The organism is Oryzibacillus soli (assembly GCF_051594765.1).
Lineage (GTDB): Bacteria > Bacillota > Bacilli > Paenibacillales > NBRC-103111 > Paenibacillus_AR.
In genome coordinates this window covers 168,396-189,179 of sequence record NZ_JBPPGJ010000006.1, presented here as the reverse complement: position 1 = coordinate 189,179, position 20,784 = coordinate 168,396, and the positions used below count along the sequence as shown (strand labels likewise).

The 20,784-nt window shown below is 59.9% G+C and carries 16 protein-coding genes; 9 read left to right on the top strand and 7 right to left on the bottom strand.

Features of this window, described 5'->3' with window-relative positions; translation table 11 throughout:
• The first annotated feature begins 61 nt into the window (after positions 1-61).
• Positions 62-1,702 carry a hypothetical protein gene (locus ACSEXW_RS10230; RefSeq protein WP_438446033.1) on the top strand — a complete coding sequence of 547 codons (1,641 nt, stop codon included), beginning with the start codon at positions 62-64 and terminating at the stop codon, positions 1,700-1,702.
• Between the two features lie 67 nt (positions 1,703-1,769).
• Here the strand turns inward: ACSEXW_RS10230 and ACSEXW_RS10225 are convergent, their stop codons facing one another.
• Genes ACSEXW_RS10225 through ACSEXW_RS10215 form a run of 3 tightly spaced genes read right to left on the bottom strand, consistent with a single transcriptional unit; the run spans position 1,770 to position 5,287 of the window.
• Positions 1,770-3,359, bottom strand: a complete 1,590-nt coding sequence (locus ACSEXW_RS10225; RefSeq protein ID WP_438446032.1) for an extracellular solute-binding protein — start codon at positions 3,357-3,359, stop codon at positions 1,770-1,772.
• Between the two features lie 56 nt (positions 3,360-3,415).
• Positions 3,416-4,300 carry a carbohydrate ABC transporter permease gene (locus ACSEXW_RS10220; RefSeq protein ID WP_438446031.1) on the bottom strand — a complete coding sequence of 295 codons (885 nt, stop codon included), beginning with the start codon at positions 4,298-4,300 and terminating at the stop codon, positions 3,416-3,418.
• A 21-nt stretch (positions 4,301-4,321) separates the two neighbouring features.
• Positions 4,322-5,287, bottom strand: a complete 966-nt coding sequence (locus tag ACSEXW_RS10215) for an ABC transporter permease (RefSeq protein WP_438446030.1) — start codon at positions 5,285-5,287, stop codon at positions 4,322-4,324.
• 246 nt (positions 5,288-5,533) lie between these two features.
• On the opposite strand from ACSEXW_RS10215, the gene ACSEXW_RS10210 reads away from it, so the two are divergent.
• Positions 5,534-7,537: a beta-galactosidase gene (locus tag ACSEXW_RS10210; RefSeq protein WP_438446029.1), complete on the top strand. Its 2,004-nt coding sequence runs from the start codon at positions 5,534-5,536 to the stop codon at positions 7,535-7,537.
• A 107-nt stretch (positions 7,538-7,644) separates the two neighbouring features.
• On the opposite strand, the gene ACSEXW_RS10205 is transcribed toward ACSEXW_RS10210, so the two are convergent.
• Genes ACSEXW_RS10205 through ACSEXW_RS10195 form a run of 3 tightly spaced genes read right to left on the bottom strand, consistent with a single transcriptional unit; the run spans position 7,645 to position 8,524 of the window.
• On the bottom strand, positions 7,645-7,971 hold the full coding sequence (locus tag ACSEXW_RS10205) for a hypothetical protein (RefSeq protein ID WP_438446028.1): 327 nt from the start codon (positions 7,969-7,971) through the stop codon (positions 7,645-7,647).
• Positions 7,968-8,150 carry a hypothetical protein gene (locus tag ACSEXW_RS10200; RefSeq protein WP_438446027.1) on the bottom strand — a complete coding sequence of 61 codons (183 nt, stop codon included), beginning with the start codon at positions 8,148-8,150 and terminating at the stop codon, positions 7,968-7,970. Before ACSEXW_RS10200 ends, ACSEXW_RS10205 begins: the two co-directional genes overlap by 4 nt.
• Positions 8,151-8,191: 41 nt before the next feature.
• Entirely contained in the window at positions 8,192-8,524 is a 333-nt protein-coding gene (locus tag ACSEXW_RS10195) for an iron-sulfur cluster biosynthesis family protein (RefSeq protein WP_438446026.1), read from the bottom strand.
• 958 nt (positions 8,525-9,482) lie between these two features.
• Between ACSEXW_RS10195 and ACSEXW_RS10190 the strand changes: the two genes are divergently transcribed.
• The 7 genes from ACSEXW_RS10190 (at position 9,483) to ACSEXW_RS10160 (ending at position 18,924) form a co-directional block, all read left to right on the top strand.
• The gene (locus ACSEXW_RS10190) at positions 9,483-11,684 is read left to right on the top strand and encodes an AraC family transcriptional regulator (RefSeq protein ID WP_438446025.1); all 2,202 of its coding nucleotides are present in this window, start codon (positions 9,483-9,485) and stop codon (positions 11,682-11,684) included.
• A 240-nt stretch (positions 11,685-11,924) separates the two neighbouring features.
• Positions 11,925-12,887: an ABC transporter permease gene (locus ACSEXW_RS10185; protein ID WP_438446024.1), complete on the top strand. Its 963-nt coding sequence runs from the start codon at positions 11,925-11,927 to the stop codon at positions 12,885-12,887.
• Between the two features lie 13 nt (positions 12,888-12,900).
• Positions 12,901-13,782, top strand: coding sequence for a carbohydrate ABC transporter permease (locus tag ACSEXW_RS10180; RefSeq protein WP_438446023.1), 882 nt, complete (start codon positions 12,901-12,903; stop codon positions 13,780-13,782).
• A gap of 119 nt (positions 13,783-13,901) precedes the next feature.
• Positions 13,902-15,596 carry an extracellular solute-binding protein gene (locus tag ACSEXW_RS10175; protein ID WP_438446022.1) on the top strand — a complete coding sequence of 565 codons (1,695 nt, stop codon included), beginning with the start codon at positions 13,902-13,904 and terminating at the stop codon, positions 15,594-15,596.
• Between the two features lie 96 nt (positions 15,597-15,692).
• On the top strand, positions 15,693-17,537 hold the full coding sequence (locus ACSEXW_RS10170) for a hypothetical protein (protein WP_438446021.1): 1,845 nt from the start codon (positions 15,693-15,695) through the stop codon (positions 17,535-17,537).
• A gap of 99 nt (positions 17,538-17,636) precedes the next feature.
• Positions 17,637-18,668: an aromatic acid exporter family protein gene (locus ACSEXW_RS10165; protein WP_438446020.1), complete on the top strand. Its 1,032-nt coding sequence runs from the start codon at positions 17,637-17,639 to the stop codon at positions 18,666-18,668.
• An 88-nt stretch (positions 18,669-18,756) separates the two neighbouring features.
• A complete protein-coding gene (locus ACSEXW_RS10160; RefSeq protein ID WP_438446019.1) occupies positions 18,757-18,924 on the top strand; it encodes a hypothetical protein in 168 nt (55 codons plus the stop codon).
• Between the two features lie 70 nt (positions 18,925-18,994).
• Here ACSEXW_RS10160 and ACSEXW_RS10155 read toward each other — a convergent pair whose 3' ends face one another.
• On the bottom strand, positions 18,995-20,683 hold the full coding sequence (locus ACSEXW_RS10155; protein ID WP_438446018.1) for a methyl-accepting chemotaxis protein: 1,689 nt from the start codon (positions 20,681-20,683) through the stop codon (positions 18,995-18,997).
• Positions 20,684-20,784: the final 101 nt, after the last annotated feature.

Here is a 20,784-nt window from a genome sequence, read left to right as displayed (position 1 = left end):
AGGGGTACTCTTAGTGCGTCGGTTGAAGCCTAACAAAAAAAGAAAACGAGGAGAGAACAATATGAACAAAATGAATCAAACGGAAATTCGGAAATGGGCCATCGGCGGTCTGTCGGCCGTCATACTGTGGGGCGGAGCCGGTTTTGCAGGCATCCACACGGCATTTGCAGCGGAGAGTGCGGCGGTAGTGGCAGCCGCCATCCAGCAGGAGGGCGCAGCAGATCTGGTCAATGCCCGCATCAAGGGCATCGTCGAGGATGCTGCTTACGCCTCCTGGAAAGACAGTAAGGAGCTGCAGGCATCCCTGGCCGATGGCAGTACGCTCTTGGAAGCGACCGGACTGTCCGAGACCGAGCTGATGGCCCGTCTGGCCTATCCGCTCTTCAAGGAGATCGCTGACGCACAGGCCTCCGGCAAGCTGAGTGCCGACCAGGCCGAGACGATGAAGGCGGATGCCGCCCGGAAGCTGCACACCGCCATCGGGACGGCAGGCTTCCAAGCCAAGACGCCGGATTCCATCGTGAAGGCGCTGGCTCACTCTATCGTCGCCGACACCTCCAACGTCTCGGGCGTGGATCTGGCGACGGTTCAAGACGACTTGCTCTCCGGCCAATCTCTGGCCGATGCCTCCGGCTTGGGTGCAGCTGCCCTGTCCAGCCTGCTGCAGCAGCTCGCCGGCTCCCGGATCGACAAGGCGCTGGTTTCGGCGGAGCTGTCTGCGGACGAAGCGGCCCAAGCCAAGACCCAAGCGGCCGCCTTCATCGCAGAGGCGGTGAATAAGGGCGGGTATGAAGCGCCCCGGGACTTGAAGGATGCCGGTGACATCGTGCAAGATAAGCTGGATTCCATCCTCTTCGATACCGCCATCCTCGCCGATGTCGAGACCGGTTCGATCAAGGATGCGCTGCTCGGCGGCTCCACGCTGGCGGACGCTTCGGGTCTGGGAGCCTCTCAGCTTCTGAGCGATCTCACCGCAGCTGTCAAGAGTGATCTCCAGACGGCTTACAGCCGGAAGGAGATTACGGAAGAGGCCATGAACCAAGCTCTCGCTGCTGCATCGAAACAGCTCCAGGAAATGATTACACGTCCGGGACTCCTGAAGGAGGGCGAGGGCAGCGGGTATGAGACACTGCTTCGCAATAGCCTGAAGGACGTCATTGCCAACACCGCTTCCTTCACGGACGACAAAACGCAATATGACGTGCGCATGGAGCTCGTCAACGGAGCCAGCCTCGCCGACGCTGCCGGCTTAACGGTCCAGGATCTGGCGGACCGCTTGACCGCGATCGCCGCACAGGAAGCGGATAAGGCAGTGTCCAATCTGAAGCTGACTGTCCAGGAAGCCGACAAGGCCAAGCAGGAGCTGGCCCGACAATTTGCCGATATCGCCGGAGCGAAGGGATATGTGAATGACCGGGAGAAAGCCGACTACTCGTATCTGATCTACGATCAGCTGAATTCCCTCGCCTGGAATGCCGCCATCCTGGCCGATCTGACCGGGAGTGAAGTCCAAGCGGCCGTTGAAGAAGGAGCCAGCTACTCGCAGGCAACCGGCTTGAGCGGCGACGAGATTCTTGCCAGTATCCTCGGGCAGACCGAACGGCAGATCGACCGTCTCCAATCCTCCGGCCTGATCCCGGCGGATACCGCCGCTTCCCTGAAGGAAGCCGCATTGGTGAAGCTGAAGGCCGCCATCCTCTAATCCATACAAACGCCAAGAAACGGTTGGTGCGGGAATTCCGCGCCAACCGTTCTTGTGTGTACGGGAATTACTTCTTCCCGGCTGCTGCGTACAGATCGTTCATTTCCTTCACCAGATCGTCGCCGCCGCTCTTCTTCCAGAGATCGAAGGCTGCCTTCAAAGCTGCTTCGTCGCCTTGGCCGACGATGAACTTGATACGGGCATCGTTGATGATGTTGTCCAGCTGCGGTCCCTTCTGGGAATAGACCGTGGAGACGAACGGCTCCGCCGGGTTAGCCACGATGTACTTCTCGGCTTCCTTCTGGATCGCAGTGGTCCGCTTGCGAAGCTCGGTCTGCTTCACGGTCAGGCCGCGTCCTTCCGGAATGTAAGGCACCATCTGGTTCAAGCCTTCCACCTCGGACTCCAGAAGCACGGTGTCCTTGCTCGGAACCACATAGTCATTTTCCTTGGTATAGTGCACGCCCTCCAGGCCGTAGCTTGTCAGGGTCTGCAGATCGGCTTCGTTCAGCTGGTCCAGGAAGGTCAGAATGCGCTTCAGCTCATCCTCGGTCTTCACCGTGGACTTCGGAATAGCCAGCATGCCAGCGAAACCGGAGGTCGGAAGCGCCTTCAAGCCTGCTTTGCCTTCCACACCGATAATGTTGTTGATGTAGTGGATGTTCGGATTGTCCTTGCCTTCCTTAACCAGGGCGGCATGGATCTTGTCATCCAGACGAGCGGCGTTATCCGTAACGTCGACGATGACCCCGGCCTGGTTGTTGACGACCGGATCGTTCCACTTGGCGCTGTCGAAGACGGCGAAGTCCTGGTTGATCAGCTTCTCGTCATACAGCTTCTTCATAAACTTGAGCGCTTCCACATATTCCGGCGTCTCGTGCTCCGGCACCAGCTTGCCGTTGACCACGCCCCACTTGTTCGGCGCGCCGAACCAGAGCTTGATGGTGTCGAAGCCGCTGGCCCACTGACCGGTCCACTTGACGAGCACCATGCCGTAGGTGTCGTTCTTGCCGTTCTTGTCCGGATCCTTCTCTTTAAACGCTTTCAGCATGTTGTAGAAGTCGTCGATGGTCTTCGGCTCCTTCAAGCCGACGGCATCCAGCCAGTCCTTCCGGTAGTTGATGCCGTTGCGGCCCAGTGCCCGTCCGCGGAAAATCCCGTAGTTCTTGCCCTCGATGGAGGAGTTGTTCAGAATGACCGGATTTGCTTGGGACAGGTTCTTGTAATCCTTCAGGTATTTGCCCACTTCCCAGAATGCGCCGGACTTGGCCGCATTCACGAAGCTCGCCCCTTTCACATCCCCGACGTAGATAAGGCTCGGCAGTTTGCCGGATGCCAAGGTGATATTGAATTTATCCGAATAGGATGCATTCGGCACCCACTCGAAGTGGATGTTGGTGTTGGTGCGCTTCTCGAGCTCCGCCGCCACCGGGCTGTCATCCTTCGGGTAGTTGGTCTTGAAGATCGGGAGCATAATGTTAAGCTCCAGCGGAGGAAGCTGCTTCTGAGCCGTTGCCCCGTTTGCCCCTGCAGATGCGGCCGGGCTGCTGCTGGCCGCCTTGTCATCGCTGCCACAGCCGGCCAGCGCCCCCATAGCCAGCGTGCCTACGGACGCCAGAGCCACCCATTTTTTCAACTGCTTCTGTTTTCTTTGCATGTGTGAAGCCTCCCTTTTTTGGATGAAGATCCTGTAACCCTATATCGCAAACCCGTTTACCCCTTGACCGAGCCAATCAAGAGCCCCTTGGCGAAGTGCTTCTGGAGGAACGGATAGACGAGCAGAATCGGAATGGTGCCTACCACAATGACAGCCATCTTGATGGATTGATCCGGCGGCTTGACGAAGTTCGGATCCATGGAGTTCAGGTCTCCGGCCGCGGACTGGGACAGAAGCACGATCTGACGGAGCATAACCTGCAAGGGCCATTTGGTCGGATCGTTGATATAGAGCAAGGCCGAGAAGAAGTTGTTCCAGTGTCCTACAGCATAGAACAGGGTAAAGGTTGCCAGCACCGGCTTCGACAGGGGCAGGACGATTTTCCACAGCAAGCCCAGCTCCGTGCAGCCGTCGATCCGAGCCGCTTCCTCCAGCTCAGGAGGCAGCTCTTGAAAGAAGTTCTTCACGATGATCAGGTTGAAGGCACTAATGGCGCCGGGCACCATCAAGGACCAGAACGTATCCAGCATGTGCAGCTCCCGGATCACCAGGTAAGTGGGAATGAGGCCGCCGCTGAACAGCATGGAGAAAATAATCAGGTTCAGCACCGTGTTGCGCCCCATCAAGGTTCTGCGGGCCAGCGGGTATGCCATGGTTACGGTGAAGAACAGGTTGATAACCGTGCCCACCACCGTGATATACACGGACACCCAGATGCTTCTCATGATCGTATCCGTGGAGAAAATAAACTTGTACGCCGCCGTCGTGAAGGTCTCGGGTATCAGGAACACCGCACGCTTGGTCAGCTCCACGTCGGACGCGAAGGAGCCCGCGATCACGTAGAGGAACGGCAGCACGGCCGCAATGCCGAAGGCCGCCAAGAATATGTAGTTGCCGATGTCAAAGGCCACACCGGAAGCGCTTTTGTATTGTTTGGCCATGGGTAACGTCTCCCTTCCTTCCTAGTACAGTCCGGACTCGCCGAACCTCTTGGCCAGCCAGTTGGTGCCGAGCACCAGGATCACACCGATGATCGACTTAAACAGGCCGACGGCGGTACTGTAACTGAAGGCCCCCTGGGTAATGCCCACCATGTAGACATAAGTGTCGAACACCTCCGCCACGCTGCGGTTCAGCGGGTTCAGGAGCAGGTAGATCTGCTCGAAGCCGTTGTCCAGCACGTGTCCCATCCGAAGGATCAGCATGATAACGATGGTGCTGCGGATGGAAGGAAGCGTAATGTGCCAGGTCTGCTTCCACCGGTTGGCGCCGTCCACGATGGCTGCCTCATACTGTTCCACATCCACGCCGGCCAAGGCTGCCAGGAAGATGATGGTGCCCCATCCGCATTCCTTCCAGATGGTCTGCGCGATGATCATGGGACGGAACCATTCAGGGCTGGCCAGGAAGTTGATCTTGTGGCCGATGTTCTGGTTCAGGAATTCGTTGACGACCCCGCCTTCGGTGGTCAGGAACACGTAGGTCAAGCTCGCTACGATAACCATCGAGATAAAGTGGGGCACGTACAGCATGGTCTGGATCGTCCGCTTGAAGATGGCCACCCGCACCTCGTTCAAGAGAAGCGCCAGGATAATGGGGGCCGGGAAGTAGAACACCAGATTGTACAGCGAAAGAATCAAGGTATTGCGGAGCAGCATGCCGAATTCCGGATTGTCGAAGAAGATGCGGAAGTGCTCGAAGCCCACCCAATCACTCTTCCAGAAGCCGACGAACGGCTGATAGTTCTTAAATGCCAGCAGCACGCCCCACATGGGCACGTACTTAAAGATTAGAAAATACAACAAGCCGGGTGTCATCAGCAGGTACATCCATTTATCCTTCACCAGCCTGGACCATACGCTTGGGCGCCTGAGCGCCGCCGCACCTCCGGCCAGCTTGGTACCGTTTGGTACAACCGCCTGTTTCATATCCGTTCACCTCCAGGTCTTACACGCCTCGCGAGCGGTATAGCTTGATTATGTGGCGGTACGGATTTTCCAGCAATGAGACATTCTTGAATCGGCGGGCTTTTCCCGGGAAATCAAGAAAGTGCAAACTCGTCAAAACAGTTCGAATCCGCATGCCGCCTGGACAAAAAAGTCTTATTGCCGCTTCACGACAACCTCCCATATAGTAGAAGCCATGCAAAAATGCCTGGAGAGGGAGGATGGCAAATGGCCAACAAGCTGTACCACGGGGTGGCCTGGTATCCGGAGCTGTGGGAGGAGGCCGTCCTGGAGCAGGACTTGGCCCTGATGAAGGAAGCGGGCATCAATGTGGTGAGAATCGGGGAATTCGCCTGGTCGGCGATGGAGCCGGAGGAGGGGAAGATCGACGTCGGCTTCTTCGTCCAGATCGTCGAGCGGCTCCACCGGGAGGGGATCGGGACGGTCCTGTGCACTCCGACGCCGACACCGCCCATCTGGTTCACCCACAGTCATCCGGAGCGGATGTACCGGGATGATCAAGGCCGGGTCATGGGGCACGGCGCCCGCCAGCATCCCTGCACCAACCATCCGGTGTTCCGGGAGAAGGCAGCGCGGATCACGGAAGAGCTGGCCCGGGCGCTGGGGGCCCACCCAGGTCTTATGGGCTGGCAGCTGGACAACGAGTTCAAGTCCCATGTGTCGGAATGTATGTGCGAGACGTGCCTGAAGCTGTGGCACCAATGGCTGGAGGCGCGATACGTTACGGTGGAGCGGCTGAACGACGCTTGGGGCACCGGGATCTGGAGCGGAAGCTACCAGCGGTTCGATCAGGTGCCACAGCCCGGCATCACGCCGTTCCTGCACAGCTCCTCTCTTAGGACCCAGTACCGGAAGTTTTCCATGGAGAAGATCGCAGAGTTCGCCGGCGAGCAGGCCGCCATCATCCGCCGGTATTCTCGTGCGCCAATTACGCATAACAGCAGCATCGCCTTTCACTTGGACAATGAGCAGCTGTTCCGGAATCTGGACTTCGCCTCCTATGACACCTACGCCTCCTTCGAGAACCAGCATGCGTATCTCATCAACTGCGATTATTGGCGGAATATGAAGCAGGGCCGGGACTTCTGGATCATGGAGACCAGCCCCTCTCATGCAGGCTCCATCGAGAGCAGCGGCGTCCCGCACCCCAACGGCTACGTGAAGGCCGAGGCAGCGGCAGCCTATGCCTTGGGCGGAGAGGCCTTCTGCTATTGGCTGTGGCGCCAGCAGCGGGCGGGCTGCGAGCAGACCCACGGCTCCGTGCTGAGCAGCTGGGGGGCGCCTTCTATCGGGTACCGGAGCGTGCTGGAGGTGGAGGAGGCCCGGCGGACCCTGGAGCCGATCCTCCTGTCCACCCGGCCGGCCCGGGCCGAGACGGCTATGACCTATTCCGACCGGGCCAAGGCGTTCCTCCGGACTGAGCCGCACCGAAAGCTGAATCACCGGGGATTGGTAACCGATTTCTATGCCCGGCTGCTGTCCATGAACCTGCACCGGGATGTGCTTCCGGAGGGAGCGGACCTTGCAGGCTGCAGGCTGTTGTTCACCCCGTATGTCCCTTATTTGTCTCGGGAGTATATGGACCGGGCGGAGCGGTTCGTGGCGGAGGGTGGAATCTGGATCGTCGGCCCGCTCTCCGGCGGGCGGACCGAGGAGCACACCTTCCACACGGATGCGGGGCTGGGAGAGCGGCTGGAACGGTTCGCCGGCGTCCGGACGGCCTTCACCTACCCGATGGACGGGTCGGGAACCGTTGGCCGGGCCTTCGGCGTGGAAGCGCCGCTCACCCTGTGGAGCTCCGTGTTCCAGCCGGTGGAGGCGACAGCGGTTGGCGTCCTGGAGGGGGGCCCGTCCCCGGGGCTGGCCTTCCTGACGGAACGCACCGTCGGCAGCCGGGGCGGCAAGGTGGTGCTGCTGGGCTCCCTGCCGGGCGGGGAAGCCGGCGACCGGCTGCTCCGGAGCATGATCGACCGATACGCCGGCGAGGCCGGGGTCCGGCAGCGCACGGACGCCACGGCGGGTACGATCGTGGCGCCCCGGGTAGACCGGGACGGCCGCAGCGTCTGGGTGGCCGTCAATATGAACGGCGCCGGCGGCACGGTTACCCTGCCGTCCGGCGGCATGGATCTGCTCTCCGGCGACGGACTGGAAGCCGGGACGGTCCTCCGCGTGGAGCCGTTCGGGTACCGCGCCGTACGGCTGGAGTCATAACCGCCGGCTTGGGCTTAGCTGGTGGCTTCCATCCGCCCTATAAGGGCCTATCACTAGCTGGCGCGGGGCCGAGAAGGTGATCTGAAACGGCTGCGAACCGCGTAGGGTCACGGGCTGCTATCCACTGACTCCTCCCTTAATGGGTCGATGGAGTCCGTCTGCCTTCCTGCTTGTCCAATTCCGATGCCTTCCCGGTAATCAACGGCATATTTGCCCTTCGTTCCGCCAGCTCCCCTTCTTTCAAAGCAATGAAGGGCAATTTTGCCGCTGATTGGGTTTAGCATCCTTCTTATCGCCCTCCTACCCCTAACGAACGGCATATTTGCCTTTTGTTTCGGTCTGAGCCTTGTATCGAAGCAATGACCGGCATATATGCCGTTCTGTTGGTTGCAATATCCAATGAAGAAGAGGCCGCCCGGAATGAGTTTCCTCATCCGAGACGGCCTCTTTGGTCTGATGGTGCTCGTGCTCGGGCTTCCCTCCAGTAGCCGAACAGCACCAGAAGCGATCCGGGAAGCACCGTAAAAAAATAGACGGAAGGCGGGGCCCAACCCAAAGGCTTCAGAATCCCGCCTATCCACAGCAGATAACCGAACCCTCGGAGTTTGGACATCCCGCCCCCTCCTCTCCATCCATATCCATGATGGCTTGAACCTATTCGTTCTGCGCCCGGCGTTCGTCCCGGACCCGCAGGTTGCTGGAGAACATGGAGCCGTCGCTCGTCACCTTAAACGAAGGATACCCCGGGTCCGCCTCCAGTCGCATGACCGCGTCGAACTGGGCCTCCTGGCGATTATCGACCACGAAGCGGAAAGGTCCGCCTTCGACTTCGATATCCGTCGGCTCCGGTTCGTCTACAATCAGCAGGACCAGCACACCATTGCAGCCGCATTCGACTACATCGTAGAACAGCTTGAAGATGCCGGGCTTGCCGGCCAGAGCGGCGCGCAGCCTCTCTTCCGTCTGTGAATGGAATTCTATCCGCATTATACTACCCTCATTTCCGGCGATGTCATGGGATCTGCGACTCCTTGATTGTAGCACGGAACGGCCCGAAGCGAAACCGGATCGGGGGTTGGGGGCAGGGCCGAGGGCAGCTGATTGGGCAGACATGGGGGACCGTGCGGCGGCGGGGACTCGCCACAACGAAGACCATTCGTGGCCTTCATCCGGGCGAGCCGGATGCTCGGAGCTCCGACCGCCGCCTTCAAGGCCATGGGCGGCCTTTAGTCCGCTGCCGACGGGGCTTCGCCACAACGAAGGCCATTCATGGCCTTCATCCGGCCGAGCCGGATGCGCCAAGCTCCGCCCGCCGCCTTCAAGGCCATGGGCGGCCTTTATTCCGCTGCAGGCGAGGCTTTGCCACAACGAAGGCCATTCATGGCCTTCATCCGGGCGAGCCGGATGCGCGGAGCTCCGCCCGCCGCCTTCAAGGCCATGGGCTCTATAGCCCCCTTGCTAGGCGCTTCGAAGGAGGCGAGAATTTTGGACCCGGTCAGGGTCTGGCTCTGCGGAATCTCTCACATTGCCTCCGGTCACTCCGTTCCAGTAGTCCTGTGTGACACCCCCGGCCGCGTAAGCAGGAAGGAGCAGGCCAGCACGGCGGTCATCGCGGTTGCAAGCAGCTTCTTCGGTTTCCAACGACACCACTGTACTACATCCCTATCGGCCCCACAACATACATGAATCACCGGTTAGCCGTTTGGATCAGACCTTACAGAGACTGGCTTCTGCCAATGGGATTAACATTTTGTCTCCGGCTAACATCTTCGGCTTCAGACGGCCGGAAGGCCACGGAACCGCTCCATGCAGCCCTCATTCCACCCTTGTCCCGGCCCTGCTATAACACGTATTATAAAGATTGATAACCCCCTATATTCCCTGTAAGATGAAAGAAACCGCGAGGCTTCCGAAGCCATAGGGCCTGCCGAAGGAGACCTTACCGATGAAGAGAACCTGGTACCACCGCATGCTGCTGTCCTATCTCCCCATCTATCTGTTCATCTCCTCGGTCATCATCCTGATGACCTTCCTGATGATCTCCCGGATGTCCCAGAAGGAGGCGGAGAACGCCAACCGGATGTTCGTGGAGCAGCAGGTGGAGGCCGTCGACCGGTCTCTTCGCGCCATTGACAACATGCTGATCAAGGAGCTTCAGTTCGATGACGTGATCATCAAGTTCTTCAAGAATGTCAACGATCCCACGTTTCTCCTGAGCTACTCGGTCTCGGAGAAAATCAATCAGCTTCGCTCCTCGGATCCCCTAATTGATTCCATCTACCTCTACCGGTTCTCGGACCGGATGGTGATGACGCCCAATATGCTGATTCCCTCCGACCGCTTCGGGGACCGGGAGTTTGCGGACGGCATGCGGGACAATCGCAGCTATTACACCTTGTCGGAGCAGCGCCGCTATGCCGAATTCCCCGATCAATCCAATCCGGTAGAGGTCGTCTCCATCGTCAGGCAGTACCCGCTGCTGGGAGAGCGGGAGGGTCTTCTCGTCGTCAACGTCAGCCTCCAGAAGCTGCAGCGCTGGCTGGAGGAAACCGCCGGCTCCGACCGGAGCTACTTCTACATCCAGGACAAGGACGGCCACAAGATGGCGGGCATCAATAGGTCCGCCGGCAGCAGCAAGGGCACGGAGATGTCCCGGGTCCCCTCCGGCTATACGGGCTGGATCTTTATCGGCGGAGTATTGGACGGCCATCTGTTCCAATTCGCCTCTGTGCTAACCTACATCTGGCTCATCTGCGGCTTCATCATCGTCGGGTTCCTATGGATCATGTTCGTTACCCGGCGCAACTATAAGCCCATCGAGACTATCCTGGACCGGATCCATCACTACTCCTCCCAGAAGAGCAGCAAGCTGACCCTGGAGAAGGACGAATTCAAGTTCATCGACCAGGCGCTGGAGGCCCTGATCGAGCGGTCCCAGACCTATCAGAAGCTCCACGAGGAAGACATGGATATCCGGCGGCGGCAGTTGTTCCACGACTTGACGGAGGGCAGCCGCATCATGGACCGGGAGGCTTGGACGGCCGAAGCATCCGCGAATCGCCTGCCGCCCGGCTTCGGCCAGACCGGCTTCGCCATATTCGAGATCGACCGCTACGCTGCCTGGACCCAAGCCTACAACCCGAAGGACCAATATTTGCTCAAGTTTGTCCTCTCCAGCGTAGTGAAGGAAACCGCCGACGGCCGGCAGGCCGGCGTCTGGTCCGAATGGATCGCCAACCACCGCTTGGCGGTCGTCTATTTTCTGCAGGAGACGGGCGGCGAGACAGAGCTCCACAGCTTGGCGGAGCAGGTCCGAGGCTGGGTGGAGGGCAACCTGGACTTTACGGTTACCGTCGGATTATGCGCCAACACCGGCACCATCGCCGATCTGCCGGATCTGCGCGACGAAGCCGTCGACGCCCTGTCCTACAAGGGAAGCGTCGGTATCAACAAGGTCCTCCTTCCACCTTACCGGGGGGGACAGGGCGAGCCCTACAAGCATCTGCAGAACATCCGGAGCTTTACCCAATCCTTCCGCCTCCAGGAACCCAAGTGGAAGGAGCAGTTCACCTCCATGTTCGAGGAGATCCGGCAGGACCTACTCAACCGGGAGGAACACGTCAATCTGATGAACTTCCTAGTCTATCAGCTGAACAAGGAGACGTCCGCCCTGTCCGCCGAGATCGTCGAGAAGTGGAGCACCGTCTACCTTCCCCGGGTGTCCGAGGCCATCGAGCAGTACGATCTGATGGAGGAGCTTCAGCCCCGCCTGCGGGAGCTGTTCGAGGGGCTGGAGGCGGAGATCCAGGCTCTCCGCGAGAACCGGAGCAACTCCGTGCTGGCTCGGAACATCCGGCGTTACATCGAGCAGAACCATTCCAATCCCGATCTGTCCTTGAACCATCTGTGCGACGAGTTCGACCTGAACGGCAAATATATCAGCCGTATGTTCAAGGAGGAATTCGGAGAGAAGCTGGTCGACTACATGGTCCATGTCCGGATCGAGAAGAGCAAGGAGCTCCTGACCAGAACCAGCTTGTCCGTCCAGGAGGTAGCCCAGTCCGTTGGCTATCTGCATGACATCTCCTTCATCCGCGCCTTCAAGAAGGTCGTAGGCCAGACACCCGGGGAGTACCGCAAGCAATGAATAGATCACCCCGAACTCTTGATTTTACAAGCCGCTTCCCCTCGGAAGTGGCTTTTTGGTTTATCCGCGAAAAAGGTATAGCGCCCGCCGCACATCCATTTGGTTAACCCATGGAATCTTGTAAGTTGCCGCTTTCCCGGAGCAGGGGTTACAGTAGCATCGTGAACGGCGCAAGAGGCCGGGCCAGATCCAAGCAAGCATGAGCCGCACACAACTTCCAAGCACAGGTGGTGAGAGAAAATGAAAACTGGCTCCCTGACGGAACCGGTTATCGCCGCACCGGCAGCCCCCCGGATCAAACGAAACGCCTTCCTAAAAAGACTGCGCAGGAACCGGACCCTGCTCCTGATGTTCCTGCCCGTCATCGTATTCTTCATCCTCTTCCGGTATGCCCCCATCCTCGGGAACCTGATCGCCTTCAAGCAATACAATCTGGTGCAGGGCGTATGGGGAAGCCCTTGGGTCGGCTTCGACAACTTCCGGGTTCTCTTCAACAACCCGCAGACGATCCAGATCATCCGCAATACGCTGATCATCAGCGTGATGGGGATTCTGATCGGGTTTCCGTTCCCTATCCTCGTCGCGATCCTGCTGAACGAAGCGAGGGTCATGTGGTTCAAGCGGTCGGTCCAGACTCTCCTGTATCTGCCCCACTTCTTCTCCTGGGTCATCATCGGCGGAATCGTGGTCAACCTGTTCGGCACCCAGGCGGGGGTCGTGAACCATATGCTCCAAAGCTTGACGGGCCACGAATACCGGTTCCTGTACGAGGTTCCGACCTGGATGACCATCTACTTCGGCTCCGCCGTGTGGAAGGAAGCGGGCTTCGGCGCCATCATCTACCTGGCTGCCATCACCGGCATCGACCCGCACCTCTACGAGTCGGCGGCCATCGACGGCGCCGGCAAGTGGAAGCAGATCTGGAACATCACCATCCCGGGCATCCTGCCCACGGCGATCCTGATGCTTATCCTGGCCATGGGCCGCATGATGGACGTCGGCTTCGACCAGATGTACAACCTTCAGAATGCCGCGGTATCGGACATCTCGAACGTCATCAGCACGTATCTGTACCGGGTCGGGATCCAGGGCGGAATGTACAGCCTGACCACCGCCATGGGACTCTTCGAATCCCTAGTGGCCATCCTCTTCGTCATCGGCTCCAACCGGCTCGCCCGGCGCTTCGGCAACTCCCTATGGTAATGAGGTGAAGGACATGAGAGCTACATGGGCTGAAAAATGGTTTTACCGCATCAATTACTTGGTGCTGCTGCTGGCCGGACTTACCTGTCTGCTGCCGCTTCTGAACATCATCGCCGTTTCCTTAAGCGACGAATCCTCCGTATCCTCGGGCATGGTCGGCATATGGCCGAAGGGCTTCAACTTCGACTCCTACACCGCCCTGTTCGACGGCACGCCGATTATCCGCAGCTTCAAGAACAGTCTCATCATTACGGGGGTCGGCGTCGCGCTTAGCATGGGCTTCACCATTCTGGCCGCGTATCCGCTGTCCAAGAAGCAGTTTTTCGCCAGACGGTTCTTCACCCTGGCCATCGTCTTCACCATGCTGTTCGGCATCCCCACCATCCCGGCGTTCCTGGTCAACCGGTCAGTCGGTATTCTCGACACCTATTGGTCCCTCTGGCTTCCCGGCCTGATCAGCGCCTACAACATGATGGTGTTGAAATCCTTCTTCGAGAACATTCCCGAAGAGATGGAAGAAGCCGCCTGGATGGACGGCTGCGGTGACCTTCGGATCCTGCTTCAGATCGTGCTTCCCTTGTCCATGCCGGTGCTGGCTACCTTGACCTTATTCTACGGCGTCGGATATTGGAATGTGTTCCAGAGCGTCCTGATCAACATCAGCGACAGCACCAAATACAATCTGTCCGTCTTGGTCCAGAACATGGTACAGAACCAGTCCCTGCTTCAACAATTGAACAGCAGCCTCCGGCCGGAGGAGCTGGACATGCAGATGACGTCCGAGGGGCTTCGCGCTTCCGGTCTGGTGGTTCTCCTGCTTCCGCTGCTGGTGGTCTATCCGTTCCTGCAGAAGTATTTTGTCAAGGGCGTGATGATCGGTGCGGTCAAGGGCTGATTCACCGTGGGGACAGTCGTTCCCTTGAAAGGGGTGATGACCTGCTATAATAGAACGAGCGGGGCTCATGGGAAGTAATGGGGCAACACAACGGACTACTACCATTCGGAGGGGTTAACATGAGCAAGAAGAGAAAAGTTATGACCGGCGCCATGGCCAGCATCACCGCTGCCGCCATGCTCGCGACCGGCTGCGCAAGCAAAACCGAGAAGCCTGCCGCTGAGGCCAGCACCGCACCTACTTCCGCCGCCAAAACCGCAGAGCCGCCCAAGCGCACCGATATTACCGTCACCGTTTACGAGCGGAACAATATTCCCCCGGAGGAAGGAACTTGGGAGAAGAACCGCTGGACCGAGTGGGTCAACAAGAACGGTCCGCATAACGTCAAATATGTCACGGTTCCCCGTTGGGAATCCTTGCAGAAGCTGAATGCCCTGTTCGCCACCAGCAGTGCTCCGGATCTTATTCTGGAATATGACACCTCCTACCGCAACACCTGGTACAGCCAGAAGCTGCTGATGCCGATCGACGACATCGTGGAGAAGTACAGCACCACCTATAAGGACATGATGAAGCAGTTCCCGCAGTTGAAGAAGCTGGGCACCAAGGATGACGGCAAGCTGTATGAGATCGGCCGCCTTTCCCCGTTGGAAGCCGGACACCGCGTATACATCCGGGAGGATTGGCTGGAGAAGCTGAACCTGAAGATGCCCACTTCGCCGGAGGAGCTGCTGGCGGTGGCCAAAGCCTTCACCACTCAGGACCCGGACGGCAACGGCAAGAACGATACCTTCGGCATCAACCTGAGCGGCAACGGCTTGGGTGTCATCAACCACATGTTCGGCCATGGTGAAGTGGATTGGAATATCGACGCGAACGACAAATTCGTCCACGAGTGGGATCGCCTGAAATCCGCCGTTGACTTCGACAAGAAGCTGTTCGACGCCGGCGTGGTGGATAAGGACTTCCTGACCGATAAGAACGGCGAGAAGGCCAAACAGGATTTCCTCTCCGGCAAGCTCGGCATCTATCTCTGGCAGTTCATCGACATCAAGGACTATGACACCCTGAAGAAAAATGCGCCCCAAGCCAAGCTTGGTCTGATGCCGCTGCCCAAAACCCAATACGGCCAGTTCAGCCCGGTTATCGGAAGCCCCATTCAGATGGTCGGCGCTTTCAATGCAAAAGCCAAGGATCCGAAGGCCGTTATGGAATACATTGATTTCATGGTGAAGCCGGAGAACGGCATCGTCACTCAGAAGGGCTTGGAAGGGCAGAACTGGCAGAAGGGCCCCAACGGCTGTCCGCAAGTGATCGACGCGGAGAAGAACAAGAAGGAAATCAGCTGGATCAATGACTTGGGCATGATGGCCTCCACCCTGACCATGGGCAAGTGCTTCTTCAACACCATGCGCCCGACCGACACCGAGTCCTTGAAGGTGGTCCGGGACCTGGCCGTCAAAGCCGACGAGCTGTACGTCTCCAAGGACCGTCCGATCCCGACGCTGAAGCCGGAATACCTGCCGGTGCTGCCGCAGGATCTCTCCCTGATCATCAAGAACGTCGAGAAACAGGTCTCCCCGCCGAACATCGGCACCAAGGGCGATCTGTGGCTGAAGGCCATTGTCGGCGGTGCAAGCTATACGCCGGATCAAGCGCTCAAGGAAGCGAAGGATATCTGGGACAAGGCCGGCGGCAAGCAGGTCGACGACTTCTACGGCAAGTGGTATGACGCCAACAAGACCAAGGCCTTCATGCTGAAGGACCTGTACGAGTTTGGCGAAACCGCCAAGAAGCTGTACGAAACCAAATAACGCCGGGATTTCATCACCACCATCCCCCAAGCCTGCATGCGGGTTTGGGGGATGTCCGCTTATCAGCGCCATCACTCCAATAGAGGTGAAAGCTTCATGCAACCGACGCATCAAGTCCTTCCGAACGATACCTTCGAAGAGCGGGCCGTCTATCTGCTGCACCACATGGCCGACTCTTCTCTTCCGCCTGAGTGGGATTGGAGACGGCGGCTTCTGCACCACTCCATCGCTCGTCTCGGTCTCGGGGTCCGTACGGCGGAGGCGGTTTCCCACATCGCCCGAGTGGTCCGGGATCCGGGAGACCATGATCGGATGTTCCTGCGGCATCCCTTGTCCGATATCGTCATCCGGTTCGCGGAATACCTGCCGGCTGAGCTCCGGGAGGAGATCCGGGACTTTCTCTGCCGCGGCGAGGAGTATCACATACAGAGCGGCACCGAGAACCATAAGCTGATGAACGCCGTCAGCGGGTGCCTGGCCGCCGAGACCTGGCCGGATTGGGCGGATGCGCAGGAGGTGTCCGAGCGGTGCCGGAATTATCTGGATGGGTATTACCATCACGTGACTCATTATGGACAGGGCGAATTCGATTCCACCACCTATGCGGTGCTCTACCTGAATACCTTGGCGTCGCTGCACGATCTGACGCAGGATCCGGTGCTGAAGCGGAAGACCGCCATGATGCTGGACTGGTATCTCATCAATACGGCCGGCGAATGGATGCACGGCCACATGGCCGGCGCCGTTTCCCGGGAATACGGCGCCACCGACGGTCCCGAGCTGCCCGGCGGAAGCCTGGTCAGCGGGTGGCTCTACTTCGGAGGGCGCATGCCCAACCTGTACGTAGGCGAGCCCCATTACAGCGTCATCAACGCGCTATCGGGCTACCGGCTACACCGCTCCATCGCCGCTACGGCCCGGATCCGGAAATCTCCCTACCTTCATCTGGAGTCCCATGACCTGACTGCGGCCGATGGACCGACCCACGACAATCACATCACGGCGGTGGCGGGCGGCGGGAACGGCGGGCTAAAGGGCTACGGCTATATCTCCCGGGCCGGCGTGCGCAAGACCACCTATATGGCGCCGGGCTACGCCCTGGGCAGCATGACCGACGGCAAGGAAGGGGATATCGTCTGGTCGGGACAGCTGCGCCGGTGGTCCCTTCGCTGGGATTCCCCCGGCGCCGGAAGCGTCATGTTCGTGACCCATCCCTTCCCCGACTTCCATCCGGAGAAGGATCCGTACCGGGCTCAATGGCAGGGCTCCTCTCCCTATGAGCAGGTGCTGCAGGTCGGGCGCACCCTGGTGGCCGTATTCCGGATCCCGGCCGGGACCACCTACAAGTTCGGGCCCAGGCAGCCTTTCCCGTCCGACAAGGACCCGTACATTGAAGGCTTCCTCTCCCGAACGTCTATCCGGCGGAAAATGGAGACCGGAGGATGGCTGTTCGCCCACGGCGGAACCGTCCTCTTCGCGCTGCGGTTCGCCAAGCCCTATGAATGGATCTGCGAGACGACTCGCTCCGCCGCCCTGCCTATCCACGGCCGGGTTCGAAGCATGGGACTCCACCATGCCGTCATCGTGGAAACGGCGGATGCTTCCGCTCCCGATACGGATCCGGAGGGGCAACAGGCGGAGCTGAACGCTTACGCAGAGCGGATTCTCGCGGGAACCGAGGCGGTGTTCCATGGGATGGAGGACGGCGGCAAGGAGCCGACCGGGGTGGTTTACCGTGCCGCCGATGGCGACCTCCTGGAGCTGGAGTACGACGGGGACCGCCGGGTCAACGGAAGCCCGGTGAACGAAGCCCAGTGGCCTCTGATCTGCAACCCTTGGGTATTCTCCGGGGTGGAGACGGGACGGCTTACCATCCAAGCGGACGGGTGGCGCCGGGAGTACGACTACCGGGAATGGACCGTACGGGATGAGGAGACGTAACAACAGGAAAGCCGCGGGCGATTTGACTATCCGGAAGACCAGCCGCCATAATGGAAGCAGATTGGAGTTATTCCCGCCAAGGAGGTCTTCCAAGCTTCTATGACGTTAGGCGCTCGTGTTCTGAAGACAGGCTTGTCCATCACATTGTCCTTATATGTCTGTTATTGGCTCGGCTTTACGCCGGGGGTATTCGCCGCAGTGGCGGCGGTCTTCACCGTCCAGCCCACGGTGTACCGCACCTGGCGCCAGGTGCTGGACCAGGTCCAGACCAACACCCTGGGTGCAGCCGTAGCGCTCGCCGCCAACACGCTGTTCGGCGACAGCCCCATCTCCATCGGGCTGGTGGCGGTATTCGTCATCATGGCGAGCCTGCGGCTCAAGATGGAGAATACGATCAGCCTGACACTGGTGACGGTACTGGCCATTATGGAGGCGCCGGGGGACGACTGGGCCTTCGCCTTGAACCGCTTCCTCATCATACTGATCGGGATGGGCTCGGCTTTTCTGGTCAATCTGCTCATCCTGCCCCCCAAGCACGGCCGGACCTTCGCCGAGGGCGTGCGGCGGTCCTTCCAGCTGCTCTCCCTGCTCCACCGGACCGCCATCTCCAATGAGCTGACCGAGAAGGCCTTCCGGGAGCAGCACGAGGACTTCCGCAAGTCGCTCGCCAAGCTGGACGATCAGTTCGGCTCCTTCGACGAAGAGCGCCGCAAGCTGGGGCGGATCCGCCCCACCGATGTCCGGGAGCTCATCGTCTTCAAGCAGATGCTCCACGTGCTGCACAAGGGGGACGATACCCTCGAGATCATCGGGGACCATTATTTCCGCAGCGCCCGGAACGGGGAAGAGAGCCGGATCTTCGACGAGCAGCTGGAGGCGCTGACCCGCTACCATGAGCAGCTGCTGCTCCGGTACGAGGGCAAGCTGAAGGAGGCCGTCCCCCCGGACAGCGGCACGCTGGAAGCCGGCGGCGGCTTCATGAACCGGGTCATGGACCAGTACCGCAAGGAGCCGGAGAACCGGATGGGCCTGATCCTTGTCGGCTCAGCCATCTTCGAGTACGGCTATCAGCTGAACCGGCTGGATAAGGTGCTGGAGGCCTACATCCGGAACGCGCCCGGAGCCAAATAGGATTCTACGCCTTCCCCGTCTGCAGCGTGTATGGAAAGGGGGCCGATCAGGCATCCTATTCCCATCTGCAGGCCAAGGAGGCGAACGGATGGAAACCACCGAAAGCAACAAGGAGTATTCGAAGCGGGCGAGCAATCCCATGGGCCGGGTGAACAAGCCGGATGACCAGCAGGATATCGCCGCCACCAATTCGTTAAGCGAAGCTGTGGAGGCGATGCTGGACGGTCTGACCCCAGACGACGTCAAGGACAAATAAAGCGGCAGCGGAGGCGTATCAACGCCCCTGCTGCCGCTTGTTTTTTGATGCGCTCCGAAGCGCCCGCCCGTTACGTCTCCTGCTCCACCCGGAACCGGCTGATGGTGTCCCGGAGCTCGCCGGCCATCTGGAGCAGAAGCACCGCGGAGGAGGTGATCTCCTCCATGCCGGCATACTGCTCCTGGGTGCTGGCGGACACCTCGCGTGCCGAATCGGCCGCCGACCAGGCCAGCTCACGGATGGCGCTCACCGCGTCCAGGGCAGATGCGGACAGCGCCGCCGCCTCTGTGGTCCGGCCGGCCGCCTCCTGCACCAGCGCATCGGAGGTCTCCGATGACCGGTGGATGCGCTGCAGGGCCTCCCCGGCCGAGCGGACCACGCGGATCCCCTCCGCCGCTTCCGCCTGTCCGGCTGCCGTGGAGAGCTCCACTCGGGTCATCTCCTCCCGCATGCGCTCCATCAGCCGGTCCACCTCTTCCGCCGCCGCGCCGGTCTGTCCGGCCAGCTGGCGGATCTCCGCCGCTACCACGGAGAAGCCTCGCCCTTCCGAGCCGGCCCGGGACGCCTCGATGGAGGCGTTGATCGACAGGATGTTCGTCTGCCGGGCGATCTGTCCGATCAGGCCATTGGCCTCAAGGATATCCCCAGCTCGTGCGGCCAGCTGCCGGACCGATTCGGCGATGGCATTCATCTTGGCGTAGATGGCGTTCATCTGCTCCTCCGCCGTCCGCGCCGCTTCGTCCCCCTCCTGCGACGCTGCCAGCGCCTCCCCGGTCTGGGCAAGGGCGGATTGGGCATTGCGGACGACAGCCTCCATCATCCGGGACATCTCTTGAAGAGCCCCGGCCGAGGTCTCCACATTGGCCGCTTGGGTTTCGGTGCCCAGCATGATGGTCTGGGACATCTGGGTGATGGTCTCCGAGGAGCGGCTCACCTGCTCGGAGCTGACGCTCAGCGTCTCGGCGGACGCCGCCACCAGGCCGGCGCTGTCTTCGAGCTGACGGATGATGCTCCGAAGATTCCGCTTCATGCCGTTCAGCGCCTCCGCCAGTTGGCCGATCTCATCCCGGCTCCGCGCCGGAATGTCCCCTCCCGTCAGATCGCAGGCCGCGATCCGGCCCGCCAGACGGACCATCTCCCGCAGAGGGCCGACGATGGCGCGGGATAACAGCAGGCCGCTGGCGATGGCGATCAGCACGGCCGCCACAGCTACGGCGACGAAGAGCTTTTTGACCCCGTTGACCTCCTCGTCATTGGACGCCCGGTCCGCTTCCATGGCCGCCAGCTCCTCATTGCGCAGCTCCTGCGCATGTTTCACCATGGTCTCCGTCAAGGGAGCCGACCACAGCAGCGCTTCGGAGCGGGCCAGGTCCGGCTTGCCTCCATGGACATAGTCCTGGACCTTGCCGATCAGGCGGAGGAAAGTGACGTTGGCCTCGCCCATGGCCCGGAGCTTGTCCTTCCGGCTCTCATCCAGCAGTCCCTCAAGCCGGGACACCGCCTGCCCCTGAAGCCCATTGGCCTCCTTCAGCGCCTTCTCCTTCTCCGCGTTCGGCTCCGCCAAATAATGGAACAGGAGGCTGCTTTGACGCTCCGACAGCGCCAGCAGCATGGCCGCTTCCTGCGTCACAATCACGCGTGTGTCCATCAGCTCCGAATGGGTCCGGTCGATCCGCGCAATAAATTCGTAAGCAATCCCGCAGGTCAGTCCGACCAACAGGGACAACAGCAAAAAAGTACCCACCAGCTTCCGTTTCATACCCTGCCCCCTCAATCTGTCTTTAGGAAATGGCCTCTCATGTGCCTAATCCCATTATCCAGCAGGGGGAAGCTCCCATACATGCAAAATTCTAATGAATT